The following is a 25,340-nucleotide window of genomic DNA, read 5'->3' as shown; positions in this document are numbered from 1 at the left end:
TTGCGGTGCTTTGGCTTTATTTACACTTTCCTCAGTTACAGTTAGATGGTTTGTTAGCTCAAGATGATCAGCTCCCACCGACCATTATTGTGTCCGGTAGTAACAATACGGTTGTGCAATTAGATGTGTCAGCTCATGAACTTGGTGTGAAGCAAGGGATGGGGCTAGGTGCTGCTTCATCAATGAGTACGTCATTAAATGTGTATGAATTTAAAGCCTGTTATGAGCAAAAACGATTGCTAGAGCTGGCTCAGTGGTTGTATTTAGATACCGCTGAAATTCATATTTCGACGCCCTGTGGTTTATTGCTCAAAGTGTCTAACATGCTGCCTTTACATACTGATTTAGCACATTATTGGCAACTTATTAAAACCCGCCTTGAAACGCAAAATGTTCAGTATCACTACAGCTTCGGTTATTCACCACTGGCGGCTCAGTTACTCGCACAATCGGGTTTTAATCGGCTTTGTGACGACCGGGTACAACTGGCAACTGAGCTTGGTAAATTACCTATTTCGTCGCTTTCATTGAGTGAACGTCAAAAGCAACAACTTAATCGAGTTGGTATACACACAGTGCAAGCCCTCTTTGAACTCCCTTTGGTTGAACTGGGGCGGCGTTTTGATAATGAATTGGTGCAGTATATTGGCCGACTGCAAGGCAAGCTGCATCACCCGGTCGAGTTTTATCAGCCACCTGAGGTATTTGAACGAGAGGTCACCTTGTTGTATGAATTAGAAAACCTTGATCATCTGATAAAGCCTCTATTTAAATTATTAAAACAGCTAGAAGTATTTTTAAAATTGCGCGATAAGCTGACATCATCAATCGAATTAGTATTAATGCAAAGAGATATCGAACCGCTTTGTTTAACCATCGGCTGTGCGCATGGAGAGTATCGAGCAAAAAAATGGCAAGAGTTATGTCAGTTGGTATTGGCGCGCACGCAATTATCAGCGCCGTTACAAGCGGTGGCTCTAAAGGTGGATACATTCTGTGAGCCACAGGCGCACAGTGATGATTTATTTTCTGAGCGCATCGGCACTATGACACGTGCAGGTTTGCTCTCTATGTTACAAGCAAAATTAGGCGAAGAGTCTGTATTTGGTATTCAAACCACACCTGATGCTCGCCCTGAGTATGCCACAGTCCGAAGTGAACCCGTTTTAAATGCAGCGCCTGCAAAGCCATCTGAATACACTACACCACTGCTGAGACCCAACTTGTTGTTCAATGAAATTCAACCGCTCAATGATAAGGTGATTTTACTTCAAGGACCGGAGCGGATCTCTACTGGCTGGTGGGATGGTGATGACATTGAACGAGATTATTTTGTAGCACAAGACATGCAGTTTAGACTGCTATGGGTGTTCAGAGATAGGCAAAAGCGCTGGTTCATACATGGGATATTTAGCTGATGCAATACTCAGAGCTTTTTTGCCAGAGCAACTTTTCTTTTTTGGAGGGAGCCTCTCACCCTGAAGAGCTTGTCAAGCAAGCACATTTTCTAAGGTATTCAGCGTTGGCGATCACCGATGAATGCTCATTAGCGGGAGTCGTTCGAGCACATACCTTAATTAAAAACACTGAGCTTAATTTAAAGTTGATTGTGGGCAGTGTGCTGCGTTTTGAGTCGCTCAAGGTTGTATTACTTTGTCCAAATAAAGTCGCTTACAGCGAATTATGCCGAGTGATTAGCAATGCCAGACGCCGAGCGAGCAAAGGAGAATATCAACTTGAAAAGTGGGATTTATTGTCATTAAAACACTGCTTCATTTTGTGGTTGCCGACAGGTAATAAAGCAGATGAGGAGTGGGGAAAATTACTTACTCGCCATCACCAAAAACGCACTTGGATTGGTGTTCAAAGAGAGTTAAGCAATCTTGAAAAACGATATACCCAGCACTGCGAAATGCTCTCTGAGCAGTTTGATTTGCCTGTGTGTGCGGTGGGGGCTGTGCTCATGCATGTTGCAAAAAGAAAGCCACTACAAGATGTTTTAAGAGCTATCAAAGCAAATCAAAGTGTTGAAAAGAGCAAAGCGGAGTTATTGGTTAATTGTGAGCGCGCGATGCGTGCAAAAGACAAAATCGCGAAGTTATTTAAACCGCAATGGCTGGCTGAAACCAACAAAATAGCCCAGTTATGTGAGTTCAGTCTGGATGAGTTACGGTATCAGTATCCGAGCGAGTTGGTACCAAAAGGCCAATCGGCGATGGATTACCTGCGTGAGCTGGTTGAGCAGGGTATTAAACGCCGATTTGCAAAAGGAGTACCCAAAGACATTGCCCTGACCATAGAAAAAGAATTGGATTTAATAGAAGAGCTCGATTATCCGTACTTTTTTTTGACGATCTATGACATTGTGATGTTTGCTAAAGCACAGGGTATTTTATATCAAGGGCGAGGATCTGCAGCGAACTCAGTTGTGTGTTATTGCCTGGAGATCACTGCGGTAGACCCTCGCCAAGTGGCAGTTCTTTTTGAGCGCTTTATCAGTCGAGAGAGGAATGAGCCGCCGGACATTGATGTTGACTTTGAACATCAAAGGCGCGAAGAAGTGATTCAATATATTTATCAAAAATATGGTCGAAAACGGGCTGCATTGGCCGCGACAGTGATCACTTATCGCTTTAAAAGCGCTGTGCGCGATGTGGGTAAAGCGCTGGGGATAAGCGAATCGCAACTGACATATTTTATTAAAAATGTTAATCGCCGTGACCGTGGGCTGAGTTGGCAGGCGCAAATTGTTGAATTAGGTCTTGAGCCTGGCTCGTTAAAAGGTGCGCAGTTTATTGAACTGGTCAATGAAATAATGGGATTTCCAAGACATCTATCCCAGCATGTTGGTGGCTTTGTGATTTCTGCAGGCCCTTTGCATGATCTGGTTCCGATTGAAAATGCATCTATGCCTGAGCGTACTGTGATCCAATGGGATAAAGACGATTTAGAAAGCCTTGCCCTGCTCAAAGTGGACGTATTGGCACTGGGTATGCTCAGCGCGATTAGAAAAACATTTGAGTTAGTTAAAAAACACACCGAGCAATGTTTGAGTATTGCAAAACTGACTCGGTTACAAGATGACCCCAAAGTCTATGAGATGATACAAAAAGCAGACACTGTGGGGGTATTTCAAATAGAGTCTCGTGCGCAGATGAGCATGCTCCCGAGGTTAAAGCCTCGTTGTTACTATGATTTGGTCGTGCAAATTGCCATTGTGCGACCTGGGCCAATTCAAGGTGATATGGTGCACCCTTATTTAAAGCGTCGTCGTGGTGAAGAGAAAATCGCTTACCCATCAAGGGCGGTTAAGGCTGTGTTGGAACGGACTTTGGGAGTGCCTATTTTTCAAGAGCAAGTGATCAAGCTAGCTATGGTGGCAGCCGGATTTACAGGGGGGGAAGCTGACCAGTTAAGGCGGGCGATGGCGTCATGGAAAAAAACCGGTGAGCTGATGCAGTTTAAAGATAAGTTATTGACAGGTATGACTGAGCGAGGCTATGAGCATCAGTTTGCGGAGCGTATTTTTGAGCAGATCTGCGGATTTGGAGAATATGGTTTCCCTGAAAGTCATTCGGCCTCTTTTGCTGTGCTAGCGTATGCGTCTTCTTGGCTTAAATATTATTACCCGGCCATGTTTTATACCTCTTTACTCAACAGTTTGCCGATGGGATTTTATAGCGCGTCGCAACTGCTTCAGGATGCAAAGCGTCACCATGTCACAGTTCTTCCTGTTTGCGTGAATCAATCAAGTTATGACCATACGGTTTGCCAGTTTGAAGGGCGATGGGCGATTCAATTAGGGCTTAGAGTAGTGAAAGGGCTGAATCAAACAATGGCAACCTTGATAGTGGATGAACGGCCTAAACAGGGTTTTACCAGTGTCCGGAGCTTGTGTGAGCTAGGGGTAGATAAAGGCACTCTTGAGCGTCTTGCATCGGCCAATGCGTTAAAACAATTTAGTGATAATAGATATCAAGCTCGATGGCAGTTGATGAACCATGAAACGACACTGCCGCTTTTTAGTGACTTGCCATTGCTGCAAACCTCGCAGATTCAAACGCCAAGCGCATTTGAGGATTTATTGGAAGATCAGACATCAACTGGGGTTAGCTTAAATAAACACCCGATCACTTTACTGGATGAGCAAGGCAAACTGAATGCGTTTACGCGCATGAATGCGCTTTGTAAAAAACAGCATAAAAGCTTGGTCACTGTAATAGGCGTTGTCACCGGCAAGCAGTCTCCTGGAACCGCAGCGGGCGTGACTTTTTTTACTCTTGAAGATGATACGGGAAATATTAATGTTGTGGTATGGGCTGGCACTGCGCGGGCTCAAAAGCAGGCTTATTTGGGAGCAAAGTTATTAGAAGTTAAAGGAATTTTAGAAAAGGAAGGGGAAGTTATCCATGTTATTGCAGGCAGGTTGATTGACCAAAGCCAGTTATTGCAAGGCTTTGAAAGCAAGTCTAGGAACTTTCATTAAACTTTTTCAAAATTAATTTCAGTAGCGTGTTATTTTTTGTTTTTTATTGCGTTTTTTATTGCGTTTTTTAAATCAAACAAGGTCGTTTATTTAATGTAATGAGAGAGCTCTTATTAGTATTACGCGGTAGGAGTCGCATTTAGCGCAAAGCGACAGGATTCGTTTGTGACGTAAAGCGACAGGATTCGTTTGTGACGTAAAGCGACAGGACTCGTTTGTGACGTAAAGCGACAGGATTCGTTTGTGACGTAAAGCGACAGGATTCGTTTGTGACGTAAAGCGACAGGACTCGTGTATGGCGTAAAGCGACAGGACTCGTGTATGGCGTAAAGCGGCAGGACTCGTGTATGACGTAAAGCGGCAGGACTCGTGTATGACGTAAAGCGGCAGGACTCGTGTATGACGTAAAGCGACAGGATTCGTGTATGGCGTAAAGCGACAGGATTCGTGTATGGCGTAAAACGGCAGGATTCGTGTATGGCGTAAAACGGCAGGACTCGAATATTGATTAAAACGAAGGGATTCGTTTTATTGCGTCTTGTCAGCTCAAGCGCTAATTTTTTATATAAGGAATATAACTATGACTGATTTCATTCGTGAAGTGGTGGCAACGATGCTTTTTGTTGTTGCGATTGTGGCACTTTATATTCTTTTTTCGGCAGGTTTTAATCTTATTTTCTGTTTATTAGTCCCAATTAGCTTTGTGAGCGCATATTTTATCTGGCCAAAGCGTGAAAACCGTGAAAAAGGCAGTACTGCGTTAGATATTCTTGAAGCGATAGTTCTGTTTCCAGTTGAATGCTTTATTTGGATTTCACGTTTGTTATATCGCTTATTGGGTTTTCTTGTGATAGACAAGGGTGGCAGTGGCTTAGATTAACCTGCAATCATTCATATACCATCTCTGTCTGCTGATTTCTTTTCAACTTTCCATCCCTTATCTATACTCAATGACTGTGCGAGCTTTACCTTCGTTGAACTTTTCAAGCGGATATTGCAGTGAACGCCAGTGTGACCTTTCGGATTTTTGCTTATCTATTTATTGCACTTAGTGTGTACTTTTCATCTAATGTCATCGCACATAAACATAATAACTCACATCTAGAGGCCCCCTCATTTTTTGATCTGGGGGAGTTAATATTTCAACATGTCGGAGATAGTGAAACAATCCCGAAAGGGGTGATCACCGCCATGGTGCAAGATAGTCACGGATTTATTTGGATAGGCACGCAGTTTGGGCTTATCCGATATGATGGATATCGATTTAAACGCTTTGGGCACAGTCCTGAAGACTCCTTATCTTTACCTGGAAATTTTGTCAGAGCTTTGTGGGCTGGTCACAATGGTCAAGTATGGGTTGGTACCTTTTCTGACGGCGTTTCGGTGTTTGACCCTGAAACAGAGCAATTTCGCCACTTTAAACATGATCCTGCTAATAACAATAGCCTTTCAAATAACAATATTCGTGCAATAACAGGCGATAGCCAAGGCAATATTTTTGTCGCCAGCAATGACGGTTTAAATTTTATCAATAGTGAAACCAGCGAAGTAACAAGGCTTGATAACATTGTGGGTTGCGATATGCCTTTAAAGACTACCCGCATGCGTTCAGTGCTTTTGGAACAAACACATACTTTATGGCTTGGCACACAGTTGGGGCTTTGCAAGATCACTTTACCGGACAGGTTTTCCCATATATCTACAGCCAATCAGAGGGTATTAAGAGGGCAAACTTATGAGGAGTTTAACGGCAAAAATGTATTTCGGCTCTTTTTAGCTCAAGATCACGCTGTGTGGGTAGGGACAACAGATGATGGTGCTGCGAGACTGGGTGGCGAGAAGAACGTTATTCAGTGGGTAGTACATCAGCCCAATGATCCTGCATCACTCAGTCATCATTGGGTTAATGGAATTGTTCAGCCTGCAGCAGATGAGATCTGGTTGGGAACTTCTGGTGGCGGCATCACTGTGGTGGATGCGGTATCTACGTCAGTGAAAAGACACATTCGCCATGAGCCCTTAAATGAATACAGTATTCCACTTGATACCATGGGCGCCATGTTAGTCGATGATTCTGGCGTAGTGTGGGCGGGGACATGGGGAGGTGGACTAAGCCGTTATAACCCGCAAAATAAAGCGTTTAGAAAGTTTGTCCGTGGCCTTGATAGACAACATACACTGACACATGAAGATGTGAGAGGGTTTGTAGAGCTGAGTAATGGTCAAATTTGGGTTGGCACAGCGCAGTCGGGCATCGATATTATTTCACCAGAGTTTGGCGTGGTTGGCGGCTTTAGACCTGAGCCTGACAACCCTAAAGCACTGTCGGAAGGTTATGTCCGTGTGATGCGCCAAACACGTGACGGCAGCGTATGGGCTGGCACCACAAATAAGGGGTTGCATCGCTACGATTTTTCACAGCAGCGCTTTTATCGTTACACCACTGCTGAGGGTCTGCCAAGTATACAAATCGTGACCTTGCAGGAGACGCCGGGCGATAAGCTTTGGGTTGGGACCGGAGAAGGGGTGGTATTGATAAATACGCATACCAATCAAGTCGAGGATATTTCTCACTTTTCTGGCAGTGAATTATTTACCGGAAAGTCGATTTTGAGCTTTGTATATGATCACAATGACAGGCTTTGGGTTGGCACGCGCAATGGCCTGTTAGTGATATTTATTGGTGAGGAAAAGGTGCTCGAGGTAAGTTCTGAAGCGGGTACAACTCAAAGTTTATCCGATAACTATATCAATAGCTTACTTTTGGATAGTCAAAAAAGGTTGGTGGTCGCCACACCGCATGGTTTAGATCGCTTGGTTATTTTTAATGGTCGCTTTGCAAAATTTGAGTCGTTAAACACCCTGGTTGGTAGGCCTGTGGGTACTGCCGGTAATTTGCTTGAAGACGCGCAAGGACGGATCTGGAATGGCTATGGCTGGTTAGATCCTGATCAAGGCACATGGCAAAATTTAGCGCGAGCAGATGATTGGGATGTAGGTACCATGTGGACAGGTTCTTACATTAAGCTTAGCGATGGCACCATGCTTTTTGGTGGCACAAAAGGGATATTATTATTGCGTCCATCGCTTTGGCAAAGCTGGCAATATCAACCTAAGCTGGTGATCAGTGAATTAGAGGTCAATAACCAAGCCGTTCCTATCCCTGAGAAACTGGTTTTGCCTGCTGATACAAAGAGTTTTTCTGTTGAATTCGCCGCTTTGGATTTCACTGCACCTGAGCATAATCAGTACGCATATAAGCTGGAGGGGTTTGATGAAAAATGGATTTATACCGATGCATCTAAACGCCGTATTACTTATACCCGACTATCGCCGGGGAATTATCATTTGCACATAAAAGGCACTAATCGCAAAGGAAAATGGAGCGAGCATCAAATCGATTTACTTATTGTGCAGCAGCCTAAGTGGTTCGAAACGATTTGGATTAAACTGCTGTTATTTACTGTGCTTGCGTTCGGGCTGTATGGCTTTTATCGCTGGCGAGTGAAAGAGCTTAAACAGCAGCAAGCTGAGCTAGATTCCTTGGTGCAATCTCGTACAGAAAATATATCTATGCTCGGCACAATCGGCCAGGAGATCACTTCGACTTTACATTTAGGCTCTGTGCTTGAACGGGTCTATAAGCATGTTAACGAGTTAATGAATGCAGATGTCTTTGTGGTGGGGATTTTAGATGCGCCAGGTCAGCGAATTTTATGTCAATTGGCGATAGAGCAGGGAGAAAAGCTGCCGCCTTTTGAATATGCATTGACCGATTTACGTCGTCCAGCGGTTTGGTGTATCAATAACCAGAGTGAATTGGTCGTCAACCGCGTGGAAGAATTAAAGCTGTATGTGGAGTATGTGGCAGCCCCTGTGAGCGGGGCTAATACAGAGTCTTTAATTTACTTGCCACTGCTTATTGACAAACAAGTACTTGGCTGCATCACTGTACAGAGCTTTAAGCAGGCAGCATTTAATGACAATGATGTGCAAATGCTGCGCACCATTGCCAACTATACTGCAATTGCACTGGCTAATGCGGAATCAGTGGAAAAACTTGAGGCGACCTTCACCCAGCTCAAAGAGGCACATAACAATCTTCAACAAACACAAGAGCAATTGGTTCAACAGGAAAAAATGGCGGGGCTTGGGCGTTTAGTGTCTGGTGTTGCCCACGAGATCAATACACCATTAGGTATTAGTATTACAGCGAGCTCACATGCAATGAAAGAGCTGGGCGAATGCCAAGGGTTATTTGATAGCAGCAAGCTGACAAAAAACAAACTGCACTCATTTCTTGAGGTGATGAGCGAAAGTTTGTACTTACTTGAGTCGAATTTATCTCGAGCAGCGCAGCTGGTTAAAAACTTTAAGCAAGTTGCTGTTGATCAATCAATAGAGGAGCGTGGGGAGATCAATCTAGGTCAATATCTTGAAGATACCTTGATGAGCTTAAGGCCAAAATGGAAGCATACTGAGATAGTTGTGGAAACTGACTTTGATGATGGGATTGTGTTGTCGACTTACCCTGGCGCAATTGCGCAAGTGCTGACAAATTTGATTGAAAACTCAGTGCGCCATGGCTTTGAAGAGGGCAAGCATGCAGGAAAAATAGAAATTAGCTTGCAACATACAGGCTCACATATCGAGTGGTGCTTTGTTGACAATGGAGTGGGCATGAGTAAAGAAACGCTGGCAAAGGTATTTGACCCATTTTATACCACAAGGCGCAGTGCAGGTGGGACTGGGTTGGGTATGCATATCGTGTACAATATTGTGACGCAAAAGCTACATGGCGAGATAATTTGTCAAAGTGAGCATCATCAAGGGTGTCAGTTTGTTATTAAACTGCCTATTAGCAATTCAACAGTAGATTAAACAAACTGACCTCGCTTGTATCCATTAAAGCTGGCAATTTAACGGTAGTCTTCTTCATCAAAATACAGGTGCTTTAACGTACCGCAATTTACGAATTTGTACATTAGCTCTGAGCTTTTTGGCACGCGCTTTGACGTTTTGAATTTCTGCATACACGCATTGGTTAAATCAACAAAAATCAAGTGATTAAAACTCGGTGGCTGGGTTAACTTATGAATGTAGATCCGCTCAGAGCTATTGATCTCAATACTGTCATACTCTTGCCATTGAGATGCTGCGGGTAAATCTTTTAATTTGCGTGCATACAGTTTTTTGCTAAAAACAATGGTGCGATCACTGTACACTTTAAAGCCGTCGCGTTTGTAGTGGCCTTCATAGACATCGGCGACAATATTGACTTCTTCACCTCGCTCTAGACGCTGCAAGTTGAAAGGCTTTGGTTTAATGGTGATGAGATCTGAATCTCTGACAAGGTTTAAAAAGGCGACGTCTGGGTTATCAATCTGATACACAATTTGAATATCACTGGGTAATTTGTAAGACGCAAAGTTGGTGGCGTAGATTTTGGAACCGCGATTCATCAGTACCATACCATGCTCACCTTGATAAGCAGGGTTTAAAGGCGGGAGTTCTTTTTTTTCTTCTTTAGCGAGCGCAATAAAGCTAAAAGCAAAGATGAGCGTGAACAGAAAAATTTTTTTCATGGTATTTCCTTTGTGCTTCGGTCTTGGGCTGAGTATAGCAAGTGTTCGGTGAAGCGCTACATCAGCCATTTTGACTATCAGGGGAGTAAATATCAGGTTAGGCTGCCACGTCTTCGATACGGTTGTGATGTAAGTTGTACTGACAAACCCTGTCGCGTCCACGCTGCTTGGCTGCATACAAAGCTTTGTCGGCGCAGTTCATCCATTTTGTTTGTGTCAGGTCATCAGCACTTGCACATAAGCCCAAACTGACGGTGATCGTTTGATTATCCAGTAGAGCAAGAGATTTGATATTTGCCCTGAGTTTTTGTGCAACTTTTTGCGCTGTTTTGAGATCTGTATTTGGGAGTAATACGACGAACTCCTCTCCACCGACGCGAAACAGTAAATCCGTTTCCCTGATCTGTTTGCGAATATCAGACACCAAGTTGATAAGTACTTCGTCACCTTTTGCGTGACCATATACGTCGTTTATTTGCTTAAAATGGTCCACATCAATCATGATTAATGTCGAGTCATAGTGGTAGTGCACCTTATTTGCTAACGCATCTTTCAAAAAAAGGCTGAGCTGTCTTCTGTTCAGCGCCCCTGTGAGGGCGTCTTTGCTTGACTCCTCTTTTAATAGCGTGTGCAGGGCATCAATATGTTTAAGTAATAAGTGAACTGAGCAAGCCGTGAGTAAATAGGCAAAGAAAAACCTCAGCGCATCTGCCATGTCATAATTTAAAAACACATAGGTGGTTGCGGTGAGTAGTAATGTACAATTAAAGAGAATGGATGTGGCCAATGGAAATGCGAAGCTGATGATAATACTCACAGGAAATACCCAAAAGATGGTGCCAGCCCCCAAGGTAAACAGCGATAATGCGACACATGATATGGCCAAAGTAGCAATTATATGCTCATGAATGGGCAAGGCGCGGCCTTTAATTAATGCGTTCGCATCAGCAATGAAAGCGCATATAAAAATCAAAATGAGCGCACCGAGGGCATACTCACCGATAATCAGGTTTTTGATTGCTAAGGGGGTAAACACCGCCAAAATGATTAAAGATAAAAGCGGAAATACTCTGCCTTTACCATCAAAATAGGTGTTTAAACGCAGCGAATACTGACTGTTATTTTTTACTGGCACGCGACATACTCTCTACCATAAATTATGCACTGTCACCCTTATAAATATATATAATTTATTCTTACTTTAAAGGTTTTTTGTGTTAATTATTTGATAACTCTTTGTGTCGTTAATACAGGGGGATTATCAGGGCTAACCTAGTGTTTCAATGACCTAGGTTGTTGATGTATTTTTGACTTATCCGCTGTGGTTTGGTTGTTACCAATATACAGCGGATTGTTCAGTATACAAGTTCGAAGGGTCGAAGACTTGCTGTCAGAATACCTATTGTAAAAACTCAGTTTTGGCTTGGCGTTGAGAAGCTAGTTGTGCAATAGCTTGATCATTTGGCTTTTGAGCGATTAAGCCTTCATGGGCTAACAGCCATTGCTTACGTAGAACGCCTCCTGCATAACCTGTCATTTTACCATTGGCGCCTATTACTCTATGGCAAGGCACGATCAAGGTAATCGGGTTTCGTCCATTGGCACCGCCAACTGCGCGTACAGCTTTGGGGTTATTAAGCTGCTGTGCTAATTCTAAGTAAGATAAACTCTGGCCAAATGGGATGGTCGTTAAAGCTTGCCAGACTTGTTTTTGAAAAGGCGTGCCTTGCCAGTCAAGGTCGAGATCAAATTGCGTCAGTTTCTGGTCAAAATATGCAGATAATTGCTGTTTACACTCTTGCAATAATGCGCTGGGATGCACATCAGACGTTTGCTCCCCGCAAAATATCAGTTGGCGCACGCCGATATCAGATGCCTTTATTTCCATCAGCCCCAGTGGGCTTTGAAAATAGTCTGTGTACAAGCTCATAATTGACTCCATAGTTGAAAAGTGAGGTAGCTGCGCCAAGGTGAAATTTTTTTATCATCAAATGCTTGTTGTGATTTTAGGGCTTTGATCACACCAAGGTCGGAAGCCAGAAAAATATCCGGGTCGCTTTGTCCACGCATTTTGGCATAAGCGACTGTCCAAGGGCCAATTCCCTTAATCGGTAACCAGTCATCTGCATTGTCGGTCACATCGTTTTGTGAAAAATGCTCAGCAAAGCGGATCAGCGTTTGCCTACGTGCGGTGGGCATTTTTAAAAAAGCTAAATCACTGGTCGCCATTGCTTTTGGGGTTGGGAAAAAAGCCTGTTCTTCGTGTTTTTCTCCCAGCTCGTGTACCAGCTGAGTGACCAAGTTTTTCGCTGCTTGCACAGAGACTTGTTGTCCAAGTATGGCCCGTACGCCTGCTTCAAATAAGCTCCAGATCCCGGGTAATCGTAGCCCAGTGACCAATGTAAACTCATTGGGCAGCGCATTTTTCAAATCTCCTTCAATTTGGCCCAAGTCGGCGTCCAAATCTAAAATACGACGGATATTGTTTACCACAGGTTTAAGGTATTTGATTTCATCTATTTCAATGTCTACTTCAAAACAATGCTTTTGATCACAGTGCTTGGCGGTGAATTGCCCTTTACAACTTTGCCAAAAAAAGGTGCGGCCATAGCTATCGTCCGTTACCCATTCAAGTCCGTCGATTTGGCGCTTGGACAAAAATTGCTGCATTTTTTGCCAGTTGAAGGGGGGGCGATAATAAAGCGTCAATGCAATGTTTGAATTGCTTTGGTCTTGCTGTTTGCGCATTTGCGTGGGGGTCAGCTGTAACTGGCTTTTAAAGCAGTCATTGAAGCGACGTATACTATCGAAGCCGCTTGCTAAAGCAATTTCTGTGATAGGGAGCTGAGTTTGATGCAGTAATTTCTTGGCGAACAAGCACTGCTGATACAGCGCGTAAGCTTTTGGCGACACCCCTAGGTGCTGATTAAATAGCTTACGGATATATCGGTCACTGACGCCAAGCCGGCTGGCAAGTTGCGGCAAGGAGCCCTGTTGCAACGCACCTTGATCAATTAAGTGAAGTGCTCTGTCTAATGTTGTGCCAACCCCTTTCCATGGTGCAGAGCCAGGTGCACTGTCTGGCCTGCACCGCAAACATGGTCTAAACCCTGCCTGTGCAGCAGACATCGCAGTACTAAAATAAGTCACATTTTCTTCTTTTGGAGGATGCACAGGGCAAGTTGTACGGCAATAGATCCCCGTGGTTTTTACTGCAATAAAAAACTTACCGTCAAAGCGTGGGTCTCGTGAATGGCGCGCTTTTTTACAGATTTCTACATCTAACATCAAATCAGTCCTTCCGCGTTAATGGGATAAGTATATGCGAATTACTCTGTACTACTGGCCAGTTTCGGAACTCACTGTTGATGTTGAATAGAAAAAAGTCACACAATGACATACGCCATTATGTGACTAGACCCTGTATTAGCGAATGTTCGCTCTGATTTCATCAAAGCTGTGTTCAATTAATAACGTCCCATTTTTGAATACAGTTTTAAGTAAGTTCTCGCGGTTGCCCAAATCACTCTCGCGAATGGTTTTCACTCCTTTAACCTTATCGTGAACCACTGCGAGGCGACCTTTTTTACTGCGTTTTCCGTGATCTGTGATGGGATCTTTAAATACATCATGCCACAGGCCTTTTACTTTAACGGCACTTGCTTTCATGGCAAATTGCATGGTGTCTCTATCGAGTTTTTGCAGCAGTGCACCGCCCATGCCAAACGCGATATTCTCAGCGCTGTGTTGCTTGGTTTTCATGGTGTGCAAAATTTCACGAATGCTATTTTCTGCGATGCCATCCCCTTGGATCACACGAACGCAATCAGGTAATACACGATAGCCTTTGCTATTGATGCGATAGCCAAACTTTGCCATCAACTTTTCGATGGTTTTGGTAACGACTTCCACAGGTTCGCCACTGTCTGGGCGGATCACCAAAGTGCCACCTGTTTGCTCTACTTGCTCTTTCAGCTCATCGCCCCAGATGTTATCGATGGCATGCCAAAGGTCGTATGAATCACTGACTACTGCGACGAGCTTTCCTGGGCCTGAAAATTGTTTGAGCATATTCTCATACGCGGCTTTTTCGCCGTTTTTCCCCCATGCTGTAATGGTACTGTGCTCTGCCGCAGGAATTGAAAACCCTGGCATAGCTGCGCCATAAAATCGTCTTGCAGCGACGATGGCACTGAGCGTATCTGTACCCATAAAATTGAGTAAGTGTGCAGCGCCACCCACAGCAGCTGCTTCTTCAGTGGTTGCGCCGCGCGCACCAAAGTCATGTAGCTTAAATTCAAGCCCATCTAGTGAGTCAGCCGTTTCAGTCAAATATTGCTGAATAATTTGTTTGCAGTGGTAAGACACAGTTGCAACTGTGGTTGGGTACCAAATTGCGCGCAGTAGGGCGGTTTCAACATAGCTGGTCAGCCATGCGCATTTGGGGTCGGTATTGATAACTTGAACCAATGCATTACTGATAGGCACAACGCTCCCTTCAGGTAAAGCTTGGATTTTGATGGGCAGCAAGCCTTGGTGTTTGTCGACTATGTGTCGCCAACCAGCCTCATGAAAAGGCACGCCATGAGCCTCTAAAATGGTTTTAGCGTCATCTACATCTTGATGCGTGAGTGGGGTAGTTAGGTACTGTTTAATGAACATCTGTAAACCAAAAAACAGCGCTTTGTCATACTGCCCACCGCGAGGCTCAATGTAGCTAGATACTTGGCTAGTGCCTTCTGGGTACTGTTTAAAATGTGAGGCTTTGTAGCTATCTGCGTTAAGTATGATATTGGTCATGATGGAGTTCCTCCTATCTATTTGCCAACTGGGTCTATCCCAATCTGCATTGGCATTTACATGCCGGTTAATTCTTGAATAATAAAATAATGATCTTCAAATAATTTGCTTGGCTCTAACTCTGCAAGCGGCACCCACATGGCATGTTTGGCGTCATCCCCGCCTTTGACTTTGGGCAGTAATTTATTCGGCGCCAAATCAAAATAAAATGCATGAGTGATAGTGCGTCCTCGTGCAGATCTATTCGGGTCATCAAATACTTGTTGTTGCTTAATCGACCCCATTAATACCGGAGCTGGGACCTTTAACTTAGTTTCTTCTCTGAGCTCTCTCAAGCAAGCGTCAACAAGCTTTTCACTGCCATCGACAAAGCCGCCAGGCAGCGCCCAAAGCCCTTTTCCTGGGCGTGCTTTTCGTTCAATTAATAACACATGGCCACTTTGTACGACCACCGCATCGACAGTGACAAATGTCGGCGGGTAAGGGGCGTTTTGCCATGCTTGACGATATTTTTCGATGAAGTCATGCTCGTTTTGAATTGCTGAGTAATCATCGGTTCGCATAAACTTATCTAGCGTATCACGGACAAAGCGAGGTAACACTTGGGCATTTTGTGAAGTTAAAAAATCTTCACCTTGAGATGAAAAGAGCTGCTTTCGAATTGGCGTGGCAGAGATAGACTGATAGTTATCTACAGGAATAGCGCCCCATTGAGGGAATAAGTTTAAGTAGTAAGATGATTGGTCTTTACTATGGCCAATTAAACCTACTTGAGGCGTTTTGTGCGGCATTTTATGCTGTGCGGTAATGATCCCTTTGACGGTTGTTTGCACATTACGAACCCACGCGTCGTCGTTATAGACTGTATCCATTAGAGGCGCAATGTGGACTCGATTGTTTTGTTCAGTGGTGAGTGAACCGCGGATCATTAACTCTCTTTCAGAGCTTGTCCATGGATTTCTAACTGTTCTAGGCTGGTGGGCAGAGCCACACAATATGATGATATGTTCAGCACGTCTTAATCCTTCTTGGATCACAGCTAAGTGACCTTGATGAAAAGGCTGAAAACGGCCAATAAATACGAGAAAGTCGTACTTTTGATCGTGTTGTAATGTCATTGCAGCAAACCCCTTGCTGTTGTTGTAAAACGCGACGCAGGTCTATCCCGCTTACGTTGTGATTATCGAATGGTTCCCACTCGATAAGGTTACAATGACATAACCGCGCTCAAATTTCAAACATGAAGATTGACTAAGTTCCCATCTTCGGGCAAACCAAATTGAGACTTTAAGTCAGATAATAGCGCTTGTTTTTGCTCATCATTTAATTGATTGGTATCTTGCTCCGACAAGGCATCACTCAAATAATCGACGACTTGTTTTAAATCCACCTGCGCAGCAGACTTGTCTTTTGGAGGCTTTGCCGGCACGCCTGCGAGTTCGCCGATGGCTTTGGCATCAAAGCCGAGTTCAGACATTTGCTCAGCTAATGCTTTTGACGGTTTAATACCGGCCTCGCTGAAACTGTTTACGATGCTTTGTGCATCGGCTTCTGACAAGTTATCGGGGTCAAACTGTTCCAAGGTCTCTTTGATAGTACTTGTTTGCTGCTCAGATAATGTGGTCTGAGGGCGACTCGCTTGTGCAGAGTGTGAATATGATTGCGTAGTGTGTGTGATCATGGGCAATTAGCTCCAACAGGTTAGTCTTTTTAGTTTGACTACTAATTGCGCAAATAATGTGGAAGCGAGTTCTCCTTTATGCTCTTGGCAGAGATTTGAGTAAAGATTGTGCTTTGTGAAAGTCCTCAGGCGTACCAATATCTATAAAATCCGCATTGTACCGCTGTGAAAACAAGGGCGTTGATTTGACAAAGTTCATAAGGTATTGCTCAAAAGAAAATGCTGACATATCGGTTGTTGCGAGCAAATGCGCTTTATTGACTAAGTAAACACCAGCGTTGATATAGCCTGAACCCATTTGGCCTTTCTCTTTAAAGTCAATAACGGTGTTATTGTCACTAAATGTGAGCGCGCCATAGCGGCTGATATCATCAACATAAGCGCTAGCGATACTGATGATTTCACCTTTAGGAGTACTTTCAACAAATGCTCGATAGCAAATATCAAAATAGCAGTCACCGTTGAGTATTAAGACCGATTCACTTTTACAATATGTAAGTGCTTGGCGAATGGCCCCACCGGTCCCCAGTGGCGTTAGCTCTTGGCTCAATGAGATATTCACTTGGTGAGTATGTTGCTTAGCGTAATCGACAAAGCATTGATGCAGGTGACCAGTTGCAAATACTAAGTTAAGCTGCTGACCAAAAGCATGCTGTAATTTGTGTAAAATAATATCAAAAAAGGGCCGCCCAGCAACTGGGGCAAGGGGCTTAGGGACAGTATTTACAATAGAGTTTAAACGAGTTCCTCGGCCACCAACCAGCACTATTACATCCATATTAACTCCTTGTTGGCTGTTTCAATAAATGGCTGCTTATAGGCATCATTGTGATGTAATGTAAGTGCCTGAGCGCCGTGATTAACAAGTTTAATATGTCGCATACTCTGTGCTTGTGTCTCACCTAATTGTTCTTTTATAGCAGAGAGTTTATGCTCTGGAATAGCAAACATCATAAATCCTCCGCCTCCGGCACCACATACTTTTCCAGCTAAGGCACCAGCGCCTATAATATTAGCAAAAATATTATTTAGAGCATGAGGCAAAACTGCCTCCCCAAGGGTGTGTTTGTGTTTGCTAGCGCTATTAAATAACGACCAAAAAAGCGCAATATCATTGTGCTCTAGCGCATGAAACATAGGAGAAGCGAGCGCTTTTAGCTTATTTAGGTTTTGTAATTTGGCAGCGTTATTGGATGGCGAGTCTATCGACTGTGTTGTAATTGCTATTTCGGAAGTACGGGTAATATGGCTGTCAATTAATATGATTTGAGACTCCAACTGCATTTTTGCTTGAGTTGGAAGAGCAATGTTTTGGACTTGATGTGAGTGCTGATTGGCAAACTTAAAGAGATTCAGTCCACCGTAAGCAGCTGCGTACTGATCTTGTAATCCACCTTTTAATTTCAATATATTTCGTTCTATGAAATAAGCCGTCTCGGCAAGTTTAGCGGAAGAAAAAGACAGTTTAAAAAGCTGACAAAACCCTTTAATCAGTGCCACGGTTAAAGCCGAGGATGCCCCTAAACCGCTACCATAGCCGGTATCACACCATGTTTCTATCTGGCAGGGAGAAAAACGCCCATTATTATATTTCTCCATAAAATACAAGTACACCGCTTGTTGAATAACCAGTTTACCGGTCAATGGGTAGTGCGGTAACGCTGTTGTAACGAGCTCCTGCTGTGAAGTTCGACAGTGTATTTTCAGAGTATTGCCCCCTGGCTTTATTTTGCCATGGGCATACAAGCTGATAGTACAATTGAGTACCTCCCCACCAAATAAATCGACATAGGGGGGAATATCCGTGCCACCACCGGCAAGGCCTAATCTTAGAGGCGCGCGACAGAGTATCATGTCGTTTTGATTCATGTGTTAAACCTTTGGGATATTTCAGTGGCGTCTTACTTAACTTTGGAAGCGAGCTGGGCTTGCGATGTTCGACGAGTTTATTTATCGGGTCATTTTTCGGCGCTAGTTGACCATGCTTTTTTGCCTGCGTCAATGCTTGAGCGGGTGAAGCTGTTGTAAAAAGTGAGCCAAGTGTAATATATCCGCTTTACTTTGCAGTAAAGCTAGAGACATGCTTATGCGGATATACCTAAGCTCGTATTAAAGGTTAAGGGTGTATGCTGTTGCTCATAGATTGACCTTGTATGTCGGGTTCGATGTATTTCAACTCACCTAATTGGTACGGGACAGATAAATCGAGGTTGAATTTGTAGATTTTTTCTATCTGCTGCTGCACAAAGCTTTGCTTGATGGTGTCTAGATTGTTCTCTGCCCATACCTCAACTGAGTCTGAATGTAGAAATTTATCAGGGTTTGTTTCTACATCATGCAAAAGCTGTTGCCAAATATCCCCGTGCATCGCTGCTGGCGTATCGAAAGTGAACTCAATGACTTCATTCATCCAGTTAAGCCCTTTATTTTCATACGCTTCCAAGATGTCTTTATGCAAATACCTGCGCTCGCTTTCATCGGTATCTTTGTCGTGATGTACTACAAATTCCCGGTCTTCTGTCATAAAGTACTGAGTATGCGCCCATTTATCTGTTTGTTGTCCTAGCATGGCGAAAATATTCTGAGCGCTCGATTTATCCACTTCTCGTAACATGGCAAAAAAATTGTCTTGCTCAAAAGGTTTGATGGTTATGGCCATATCAATGATCCCAGCATTTGTTGCAAAATCACCTTGGCTAATATGTTGATTGAGCTCTAATAATTGGCCGCCTTGTATTTTATTGCTATCAAGTAATTTAACGTATTGCATCAGATGTGAAGAGTAATCGTTTAAGTCCCTCAGCCCCGAATCTCCAAGAGGAGCGTATTCAACTCTTAGCAATGGATTTTCAATACCATCCTCACCGAGTAGTCCCTCAGGTGTAAAGGGCGCAGCTCTATCGTACGCTTTATTTTGTTTAGCCAGATGAGCCATAACGTCCAGTGAGCTACTGAGTACATCATCTGATAATGTGCTTAATGTTGAGATGATGTCTTCACTGTTGTCGCTAATTAATTTAGTGTGTTCATTATAGCGCGGCGCAGATGTTAGGACTTCGGCCAGTTTTTCTAATTCATCGTCATTCAAACGTTGGCTCAGTTCGAGTAATTCTTTAGAGGGTTTTATGAATGAAAATCGAATTTGACCGTCTGAGGATAGTCTGTCCTTTTGTGCTAAGAATGCATCAATATCACTTTGTTCTGTGAGCTTCCCATATTGAAATTTATTTTCCTCATTATTATCAGCTCGAACCTTGTACACACTGAAGTAGCCAAAAGAAACTAAGTCAGGTATGGCTTTAAAGAAGTTGTCATCTTTGAAATCGTTGACAAAATCGTCGCTCTGAGAAGTTGAAAATGACACGTGATAATCATCGCCACTGGGCAGTGCATTAGACTCATATTTTGAGTCTGCATCTTTGACTGCTGAATTGAGAGGTGTGTTTTTACTGTTGTTCGAACAGTTGTGTGCACTGCCTGCAACCGAGTTGGCCAATTGGTTAATCATCACCTTATCCTTAGAATCTGATTTACTAGTCTATTAATCGGCCAACCTTGTTATTTCTTTAGGAACGATTTGCTTAAAATACGCGCGAGGTAGTCAATCATGATCTTTTATAAATTAGTGTGTGATTGTGGCGCTTTTGTGGTTGCGCATTGCTGTGAATATGCGCAGCGCCATCAATGTGGTAATGCCTGCAACCAACGCGCACAGAATATGGTGTAACACTAAATGGCTGACAATAAACGCGGGAATGTCTTCAACACCATCGATAAAAAACGCCTTTATGAACAACCCGATATAGGCGCTTAAGTGCCCAAACAGGGCCACTAGATATATTTTGTTGAATTGACCTTTTGTCTGCTGCTCTATTTTCAAGGGCGCATATTTTATGACTAACACCGCGAGCATTGCGAGCAAGATACTGATAGCTCCTAAACCTAGCAAGGAAGTCTTCACTAATACAATCACTAAAATATAGGCCAATAACATTTTTAAAATCACTCTGAAGTCACGACTGAGCGATGCTATGCCAGAGTACTTTTATTTGTCTATCTGAATTGCTTTGAGGGGTTATCAGATTTTATTTGCGAATCGTATTGACTCATTTCATGGAAGGGTACATAGTAACCATTCTACTTCACAGGATAATAAGAAATAACCATGAATTTGCTTGCCAATACACAACTCAATTGCAAGTGGCGCTCTGTCACATGGCTAGGTGTGTAGCGGTTTAGCGCTTTTCTAACCGCGACGATGAATGCGGTTAGCTTATCTTGAATAATTCACCCCATTTATCGTCCTTTTAATAAGGATAAATAGCAATGCCCGTGCAATTGTCTTATGCATTTGTCGTTTTAATTTGGTCTACTACACCGTTGACAATCGTCTGGAGTAGTTCGTCCATGGCGCCGACTACCAGTGTATTACTGAGGATGGTCATCGCTTTGATACTCGCAGCTGTCGTAGTGACACTCTGTAAAGTCAAAATGCACTGGACAAGCACTGCTTGGCGCTTATATGCCTACTCTGGTGGAGGGATTTTAGCTGGCATGATGCTTTCATACTTGGCATCTAAAACGGTTCCTTCTGGCGTCATTTCATTAGTCTTTGGGCTGGCTCCTATTATCTCTGGTGTATTGGCACAGAAGCTTTTGGGGGAAGATAAATTTACCACGGTAAAAAAATGTGCACTTGGCTTAGCACTCGTCGGCATGTTTCTGGTGTGTTTTACCCAACTTCAGGAATTAGACATCGAGCCTTTAGGCCTGATATATGTTTTGTGTGCCACAATTAATTTTAGTATCAGTGGCATTTTGGTAAAACGAGTACAGATAGTGATCCACCCGATGGCCACAACTTTAGGCTCCTTGATTGTTGCGGTGCCAGGTTTCTTGGTTATGTGGTTATTGGCAGGCGCCCCATTTGATGTTGACAATTGGAGTGAAAAGTCGATGTGGTCAACCTTATACCTCGGTATTTTTGGCTCGTTCTTTGGGTTTTTAGCTTATTTTCATATATTGCAAAAAATGAAAGCCAGTACAGTCGCATTGACGACTTTGATAACACCAGGACTTGCGATGACATTAGGCGCCCAGATCAATAATGAATCAATAACGCCATTATTATTGGTGGGAACGATCATCATAATTTCAAGTTTGGCTTTATATCAGTTTGGAGGGCAGGTAACCGGATTGTTTAGAGTCAATAAAAAGATGTCTTAGAGTAAATTAAATGAATGAGCTATATAAGTTTCCTTTGAAGTCTGTAATTATATTAGCTCAAATGGTATTTATTACAAACAGTATGAAATTCATACCTTAAAGAAATAACAGGTTTAATTTCGATAATGTTCTGTGGTAAAAATAGTAATATTGGTGAAAATTATAATTATAAGCTCAGGGACAATGAAATTAGCATTCGAAGACTTTCAATTTGATATTCAGGCGCTCACATTATTAAAAGATGGACGAAAAATTTCTCTAAAAGAGAAACCAGCGCAAATTCTCGCTTTATTAATCTCACAACCAGATAAAATTCACAGTAAAGTTGAGATATTAGAGGAAGTTTGGCCTGGGAGAACTGTTACAGAACAGGTCGTGTTTCAAAATATAGGTCACTTGAGAGCATTGTTTGGTGATGAGGCAATCAAAACCTTTTCCAAAAAAGGGTATCAGTGGCAGCTACCTTGCGATCCAGTGGACGGTAAAATGCAAGAGTCATCAGTTGCGCAAGATAATACGCCAAACTCTAGTTCAGAGTCAGAGGCTGCCAATACGGCTGCTCAGGTGCCTGTTGACAAATCAGCACAATTCCCGTGGAAGATCATTGTGCCTGCTCTTGTTGCTGCTGCTGCCGTAGGTGGCTTTTTGGCGTTTGCTTAAATCGCGCCTTGCTGGAGTCTCGAAGTAAAAAAGCAACTTTCAAGTTTAAGTGAATATAGAAGGTGAGCTCGTAGTAAAGTTGTGCATATTCTTAAGTAACTAAAGAACATCACTCAGCTGGTTAAAATAGTAATATGAACTTGCTTTGTTTAATTCAAAGCATAGAAGCATAGAACTTAGTTTAAGTTTTTTTGTCAAAGTTAAGAATAAAGGCGGTATATTAGGTCATAATTGACCTGTTTTTGTTGGTGCCTTTGAGCTAGCCTGCGTGCTAGGCTATTTTGACCAAAAAGGAGTGTTATTTGACTACGATAGCATACCATCACTCAACGCAAATCATTTGTGTTGATAGTTTAACTACCACATCACAAAGTATCGTGACTGATGAGGCACAAAAGTGCCAACGTGTTTATAATGGCTTTGTTTTTGCCACAGGTAACTGCACTGAAATATACCACTTACTCAGTAACTGGAAAAAAAATTGTTTTGAGGCGATAAGTTGCACTTTTTTCTTTATTAATAAACGTGATGAAATATTTTATGGCGAGATCCGATATGGAAAACGTTTTTTAGAGCCTTTACAGATGAACTGGGCGATTGGCTCTGGTGCGAATTGGGCTATTGCGGCAATGGATTTTGGTAAAAGTGCCATGGAAGCTGTCCAATATGCATGTAAAAGAGACAAGTCAACTGGCGGCACCATACATAGTTTTAGTTTAAAAAATACATCGAAATGGTTACCTTTTTGTTCAGCTCAGCAACATATAAAGTTAATGCCCAATGCTAATGTCGTTTGAGTGCTAACAGTACATCTATTTGGTTAGTGTTTTGGTGAGTACCGGACTCAATTGCCCGTTTAATTTTTTGTAGAGTAATTTGAAATGACGACACTATATATTACCGGTGCAGGTGTCAGCGCCGAAAGTGGTATTCCAACCTTTAGAGGCGAGGATGGATTTTGGACAATAGGCAGCCGTAACTATACACCGCAGCAAATGGCCACTCGTGCCATGTATGAGCAAAATCCAACTGAGTTTTTAAAGTGGTATTATCATCGCTTTGTAACATATCGGCATCATGGGCCAAATGAAGTGCATCATTGGTTAGCAGATAAATTACTGATAACGCAGAATATCGATGGGTTAGATGGCAAAGCAGGTAATGAGGATTATATTTCTATCCATGGTCGGATTGATAAAATGACCAAATACCATGTTCAAGGAGAAGACGCAAAGATAGAAACAGCACCTTGGGATTTAGTCGATGAAAATCACTTAACTACATCCTTGTTAGAGCTTTTTAAAATTTCTAGTAAAGGGCCGGAGCTTAATGTCTCTTTGAAGCCTTTTGTACTGCTATTTGATGAGTTTTATACTGATTTATACGGCATTGGTAGAGCTCAAAGACGTATGTGGGATGCCAGTAAAATCGTGTTTATGGGCACTTCTTTTAGTGTCAATATAACGCAAATGGCCTTAGATGTTGCTCGTCATAAAGACATTCCCATTGAGGTTGTCGATCCAGATCCAACCCATATCTTGCATAGTAAAGTTAAGTACTTTCCTATGACTGCAAAGGAATATATAGCGAATGGCAAAGATACCTGAGCATCATGGTGTTGCTGAGCTGGTGACTCAACGACTCGTACTGAGACAGTGGCAAGAAACGGATAAAGACTCTTTTGCACAAATGAGTGCTGATTCCGAGGTGATGCGTTACTTTCCTGCTAAATTAAACATCGATGAAAGCAATGCGTTGAGTGATAAAATTGCAGCACTGATAGCTGAGCGAGGTTATGGCTTTTGGGCTGTGGCGCTGCGTGGAGGTAAAGAAGTGACTGTCACTCGCCCAAGTACAGGCCCGTTTATTGGCTTTGTCGGTTTACATTGGCAAACAAGGGTTAATCCAAATCGACCATTTATGGAGATAGGCTGGCGCTTACATCGTGATTGTTGGGGCCAAGGGTATGCATATGAAGCAGCTCAAGCGGCACTAAAATTTGCGTTTGAGGTACTGTCTTTGGAGCAGGTGTACGCGTTCACGGCTTTGCAAAACAGGCCATCGCAACAATTGATGCGACGCTTGGGTATGACGAATTTAAATAAAAACTTTGCCCATCCTGACTTACCCAATGGGCATGCTTTGCAATCGCACTGCTTATATGCGGTGACGCGTGATGAGTTTGAGAATAAGCAATCAGTGTAACTGACACACTTGGTTGATATCGACTTGATAATAGCTTGCGATAATCAGTAGCGTTTGGTTTTGTGCATTGAGCGTGATGTTACGGCTTTTCATGGCGGCTTTCACTTGAACAAGGTTATTTTTTAGCACAGATGTATTGTCTGATTGCTCAGCCTCAATTAACGCAAACAGGGCGGTGAGTTCATGTTCAGGAAGCGGCTGTTCATCGAGACTATAAACAAAATAACACTCCAATGGCGTTAGCTTGTTTTGATTACGTACACGCAGTGTCTTAGCTAGTGATTCATTGCGTTCAAATAATAATAATGAACGAATGAAGTTAAATGGGGGAGGCGACTGCTCTGTATTAGCAAATAAGGCGTGTAAAAACGTATTGCCCTGATGATTTGTTTGTGAGAATGACTCCGACGCTTGCAGTGCGGGCATAAAAAAATTCACTCTATCATTGTTATTAAGTCCAGCAATAATCCCTGAAGGCAGACCATGCGCAGCAATGCATTGTGCAGCGATATTCTGATAATCAGCATAGCGAGTGGGCTGAGACTCACCGGTTTCATAGCAAAACTTAAGTTGTGCAGCTCGGCCTTTGTCATCTTGCGCTTGATAGGCTGTGAGTATTTTTGACAGCGTTTTGCTTCGAATAGCTAAGATTAACTCAGCAATGGCTTGGTCTTGATTGTTGGATGCCTGCGTCATG

Annotated in this window: 21 protein-coding genes; 9 read left to right on the top strand and 12 right to left on the bottom strand. The window is 43.0% G+C overall.

Translation table 11 applies throughout. The features are described 5' to 3' along the window. The first annotated feature begins 5 nt into the window (after positions 1–5). The 4 genes from AC2CZC_RS01880 (at position 6) to AC2CZC_RS01865 (ending at position 9,367) form a co-directional block, all read left to right on the top strand. Positions 6–1,418, top strand: a complete 1,413-nt coding sequence (locus AC2CZC_RS01880; protein ID WP_484583629.1) for a Y-family DNA polymerase — start codon at positions 6–8, stop codon at positions 1,416–1,418. Continuing rightward, positions 1,418–4,486, top strand: coding sequence for an error-prone DNA polymerase (locus tag AC2CZC_RS01875; RefSeq protein WP_484583628.1), 3,069 nt, complete (start codon positions 1,418–1,420; stop codon positions 4,484–4,486). The genes AC2CZC_RS01880 and AC2CZC_RS01875 overlap by 1 nt, the downstream gene beginning before the upstream one ends. A gap of 580 nt (positions 4,487–5,066) precedes the next feature. After that, complete coding sequence (locus AC2CZC_RS01870; protein WP_484583627.1) at positions 5,067–5,366, top strand: hypothetical protein; 300 nt, start codon at positions 5,067–5,069, stop codon at positions 5,364–5,366. Between the two features lie 131 nt (positions 5,367–5,497). Continuing rightward, positions 5,498–9,367 (top strand): two-component regulator propeller domain-containing protein, encoded by a 3,870-nt coding sequence (locus AC2CZC_RS01865; RefSeq protein ID WP_484583626.1) that lies wholly within the window; start codon positions 5,498–5,500, stop codon positions 9,365–9,367. Between the two features lie 38 nt (positions 9,368–9,405). Here the strand turns inward: AC2CZC_RS01865 and AC2CZC_RS01860 are convergent, their stop codons facing one another. From AC2CZC_RS01860 to AC2CZC_RS01810, 11 genes are all read right to left on the bottom strand, one after another. Continuing rightward, entirely contained in the window at positions 9,406–10,071 is a 666-nt protein-coding gene (locus tag AC2CZC_RS01860; protein WP_484583625.1) for a hypothetical protein, read from the bottom strand. A gap of 97 nt (positions 10,072–10,168) precedes the next feature. After that, entirely contained in the window at positions 10,169–11,206 is a 1,038-nt protein-coding gene (locus tag AC2CZC_RS01855; protein WP_484583624.1) for a GGDEF domain-containing protein, read from the bottom strand. 264 nt (positions 11,207–11,470) lie between these two features. After that, entirely contained in the window at positions 11,471–12,001 is a 531-nt protein-coding gene (locus tag AC2CZC_RS01850; RefSeq protein WP_484583623.1) for a methylated-DNA--[protein]-cysteine S-methyltransferase, read from the bottom strand. Further along, positions 11,998–13,359, bottom strand: a complete 1,362-nt coding sequence (locus tag AC2CZC_RS01845; protein WP_484583622.1) for a DNA-3-methyladenine glycosylase 2 family protein — start codon at positions 13,357–13,359, stop codon at positions 11,998–12,000. Before AC2CZC_RS01845 ends, AC2CZC_RS01850 begins: the two co-directional genes overlap by 4 nt. Before the next feature lie 138 nt (positions 13,360–13,497). Further along, on the bottom strand, positions 13,498–14,871 hold the full coding sequence (locus AC2CZC_RS01840) for a nicotinate phosphoribosyltransferase (RefSeq protein ID WP_484583621.1): 1,374 nt from the start codon (positions 14,869–14,871) through the stop codon (positions 13,498–13,500). Between the two features lie 56 nt (positions 14,872–14,927). Next, on the bottom strand, positions 14,928–15,989 hold the full coding sequence (locus tag AC2CZC_RS01835; RefSeq protein WP_484583620.1) for a bifunctional nicotinamide-nucleotide adenylyltransferase/Nudix hydroxylase: 1,062 nt from the start codon (positions 15,987–15,989) through the stop codon (positions 14,928–14,930). 116 nt (positions 15,990–16,105) lie between these two features. After that, positions 16,106–16,552, bottom strand: a complete 447-nt coding sequence (locus AC2CZC_RS01830; protein ID WP_484583619.1) for a hypothetical protein — start codon at positions 16,550–16,552, stop codon at positions 16,106–16,108. Between the two features lie 76 nt (positions 16,553–16,628). Then, on the bottom strand, positions 16,629–17,330 hold the full coding sequence (locus AC2CZC_RS01825; RefSeq protein WP_484583618.1) for a sugar phosphate nucleotidyltransferase: 702 nt from the start codon (positions 17,328–17,330) through the stop codon (positions 16,629–16,631). Further along, entirely contained in the window at positions 17,321–18,421 is a 1,101-nt protein-coding gene (locus tag AC2CZC_RS01820) for a GHMP family kinase ATP-binding protein (RefSeq protein ID WP_484583617.1), read from the bottom strand. Before AC2CZC_RS01820 ends, AC2CZC_RS01825 begins: the two co-directional genes overlap by 10 nt. A 247-nt stretch (positions 18,422–18,668) precedes the next feature. Then, a complete protein-coding gene (locus AC2CZC_RS01815) occupies positions 18,669–20,060 on the bottom strand; it encodes a hypothetical protein (protein ID WP_484583616.1) in 1,392 nt (463 codons plus the stop codon). A gap of 114 nt (positions 20,061–20,174) precedes the next feature. Further along, the gene (locus tag AC2CZC_RS01810) at positions 20,175–20,501 is read right to left on the bottom strand and encodes a hypothetical protein (protein ID WP_484583615.1); all 327 of its coding nucleotides are present in this window, start codon (positions 20,499–20,501) and stop codon (positions 20,175–20,177) included. 377 nt (positions 20,502–20,878) lie between these two features. Between AC2CZC_RS01810 and AC2CZC_RS01805 the strand changes: the two genes are divergently transcribed. From AC2CZC_RS01805 to AC2CZC_RS01785, 5 genes are all read left to right on the top strand, one after another. Beyond that, complete coding sequence (locus AC2CZC_RS01805) at positions 20,879–21,778, top strand: DMT family transporter (RefSeq protein WP_484583614.1); 900 nt, start codon at positions 20,879–20,881, stop codon at positions 21,776–21,778. Between the two features lie 183 nt (positions 21,779–21,961). Next, entirely contained in the window at positions 21,962–22,438 is a 477-nt protein-coding gene (locus AC2CZC_RS01800; protein ID WP_484583613.1) for a winged helix-turn-helix domain-containing protein, read from the top strand. 302 nt (positions 22,439–22,740) lie between these two features. Further along, on the top strand, positions 22,741–23,235 hold the full coding sequence (locus AC2CZC_RS01795) for a proteasome subunit alpha (protein ID WP_484583612.1): 495 nt from the start codon (positions 22,741–22,743) through the stop codon (positions 23,233–23,235). Between the two features lie 84 nt (positions 23,236–23,319). Continuing rightward, positions 23,320–24,045: an SIR2 family NAD-dependent protein deacylase gene (locus tag AC2CZC_RS01790; protein ID WP_484583611.1), complete on the top strand. Its 726-nt coding sequence runs from the start codon at positions 23,320–23,322 to the stop codon at positions 24,043–24,045. After that, positions 24,029–24,643 (top strand): GNAT family N-acetyltransferase, encoded by a 615-nt coding sequence (locus AC2CZC_RS01785; RefSeq protein WP_484583610.1) that lies wholly within the window; start codon positions 24,029–24,031, stop codon positions 24,641–24,643. Before AC2CZC_RS01790 ends, AC2CZC_RS01785 begins: the two co-directional genes overlap by 17 nt. Here AC2CZC_RS01785 and AC2CZC_RS01780 read toward each other — a convergent pair. Next, the gene (locus AC2CZC_RS01780) at positions 24,635–25,339 is read right to left on the bottom strand and encodes a hypothetical protein (RefSeq protein ID WP_484583609.1); all 705 of its coding nucleotides are present in this window, start codon (positions 25,337–25,339) and stop codon (positions 24,635–24,637) included. The two genes, AC2CZC_RS01785 and AC2CZC_RS01780, sit on opposite strands and share 9 nt — an antisense overlap. Between the last annotated feature and the right edge of the window lies 1 nt (position 25,340).

Source organism: Pseudoalteromonas sp. MMG033 (assembly GCF_057197785.1).
This window is presented reverse-complemented; position numbering and strand designations above follow the sequence as displayed.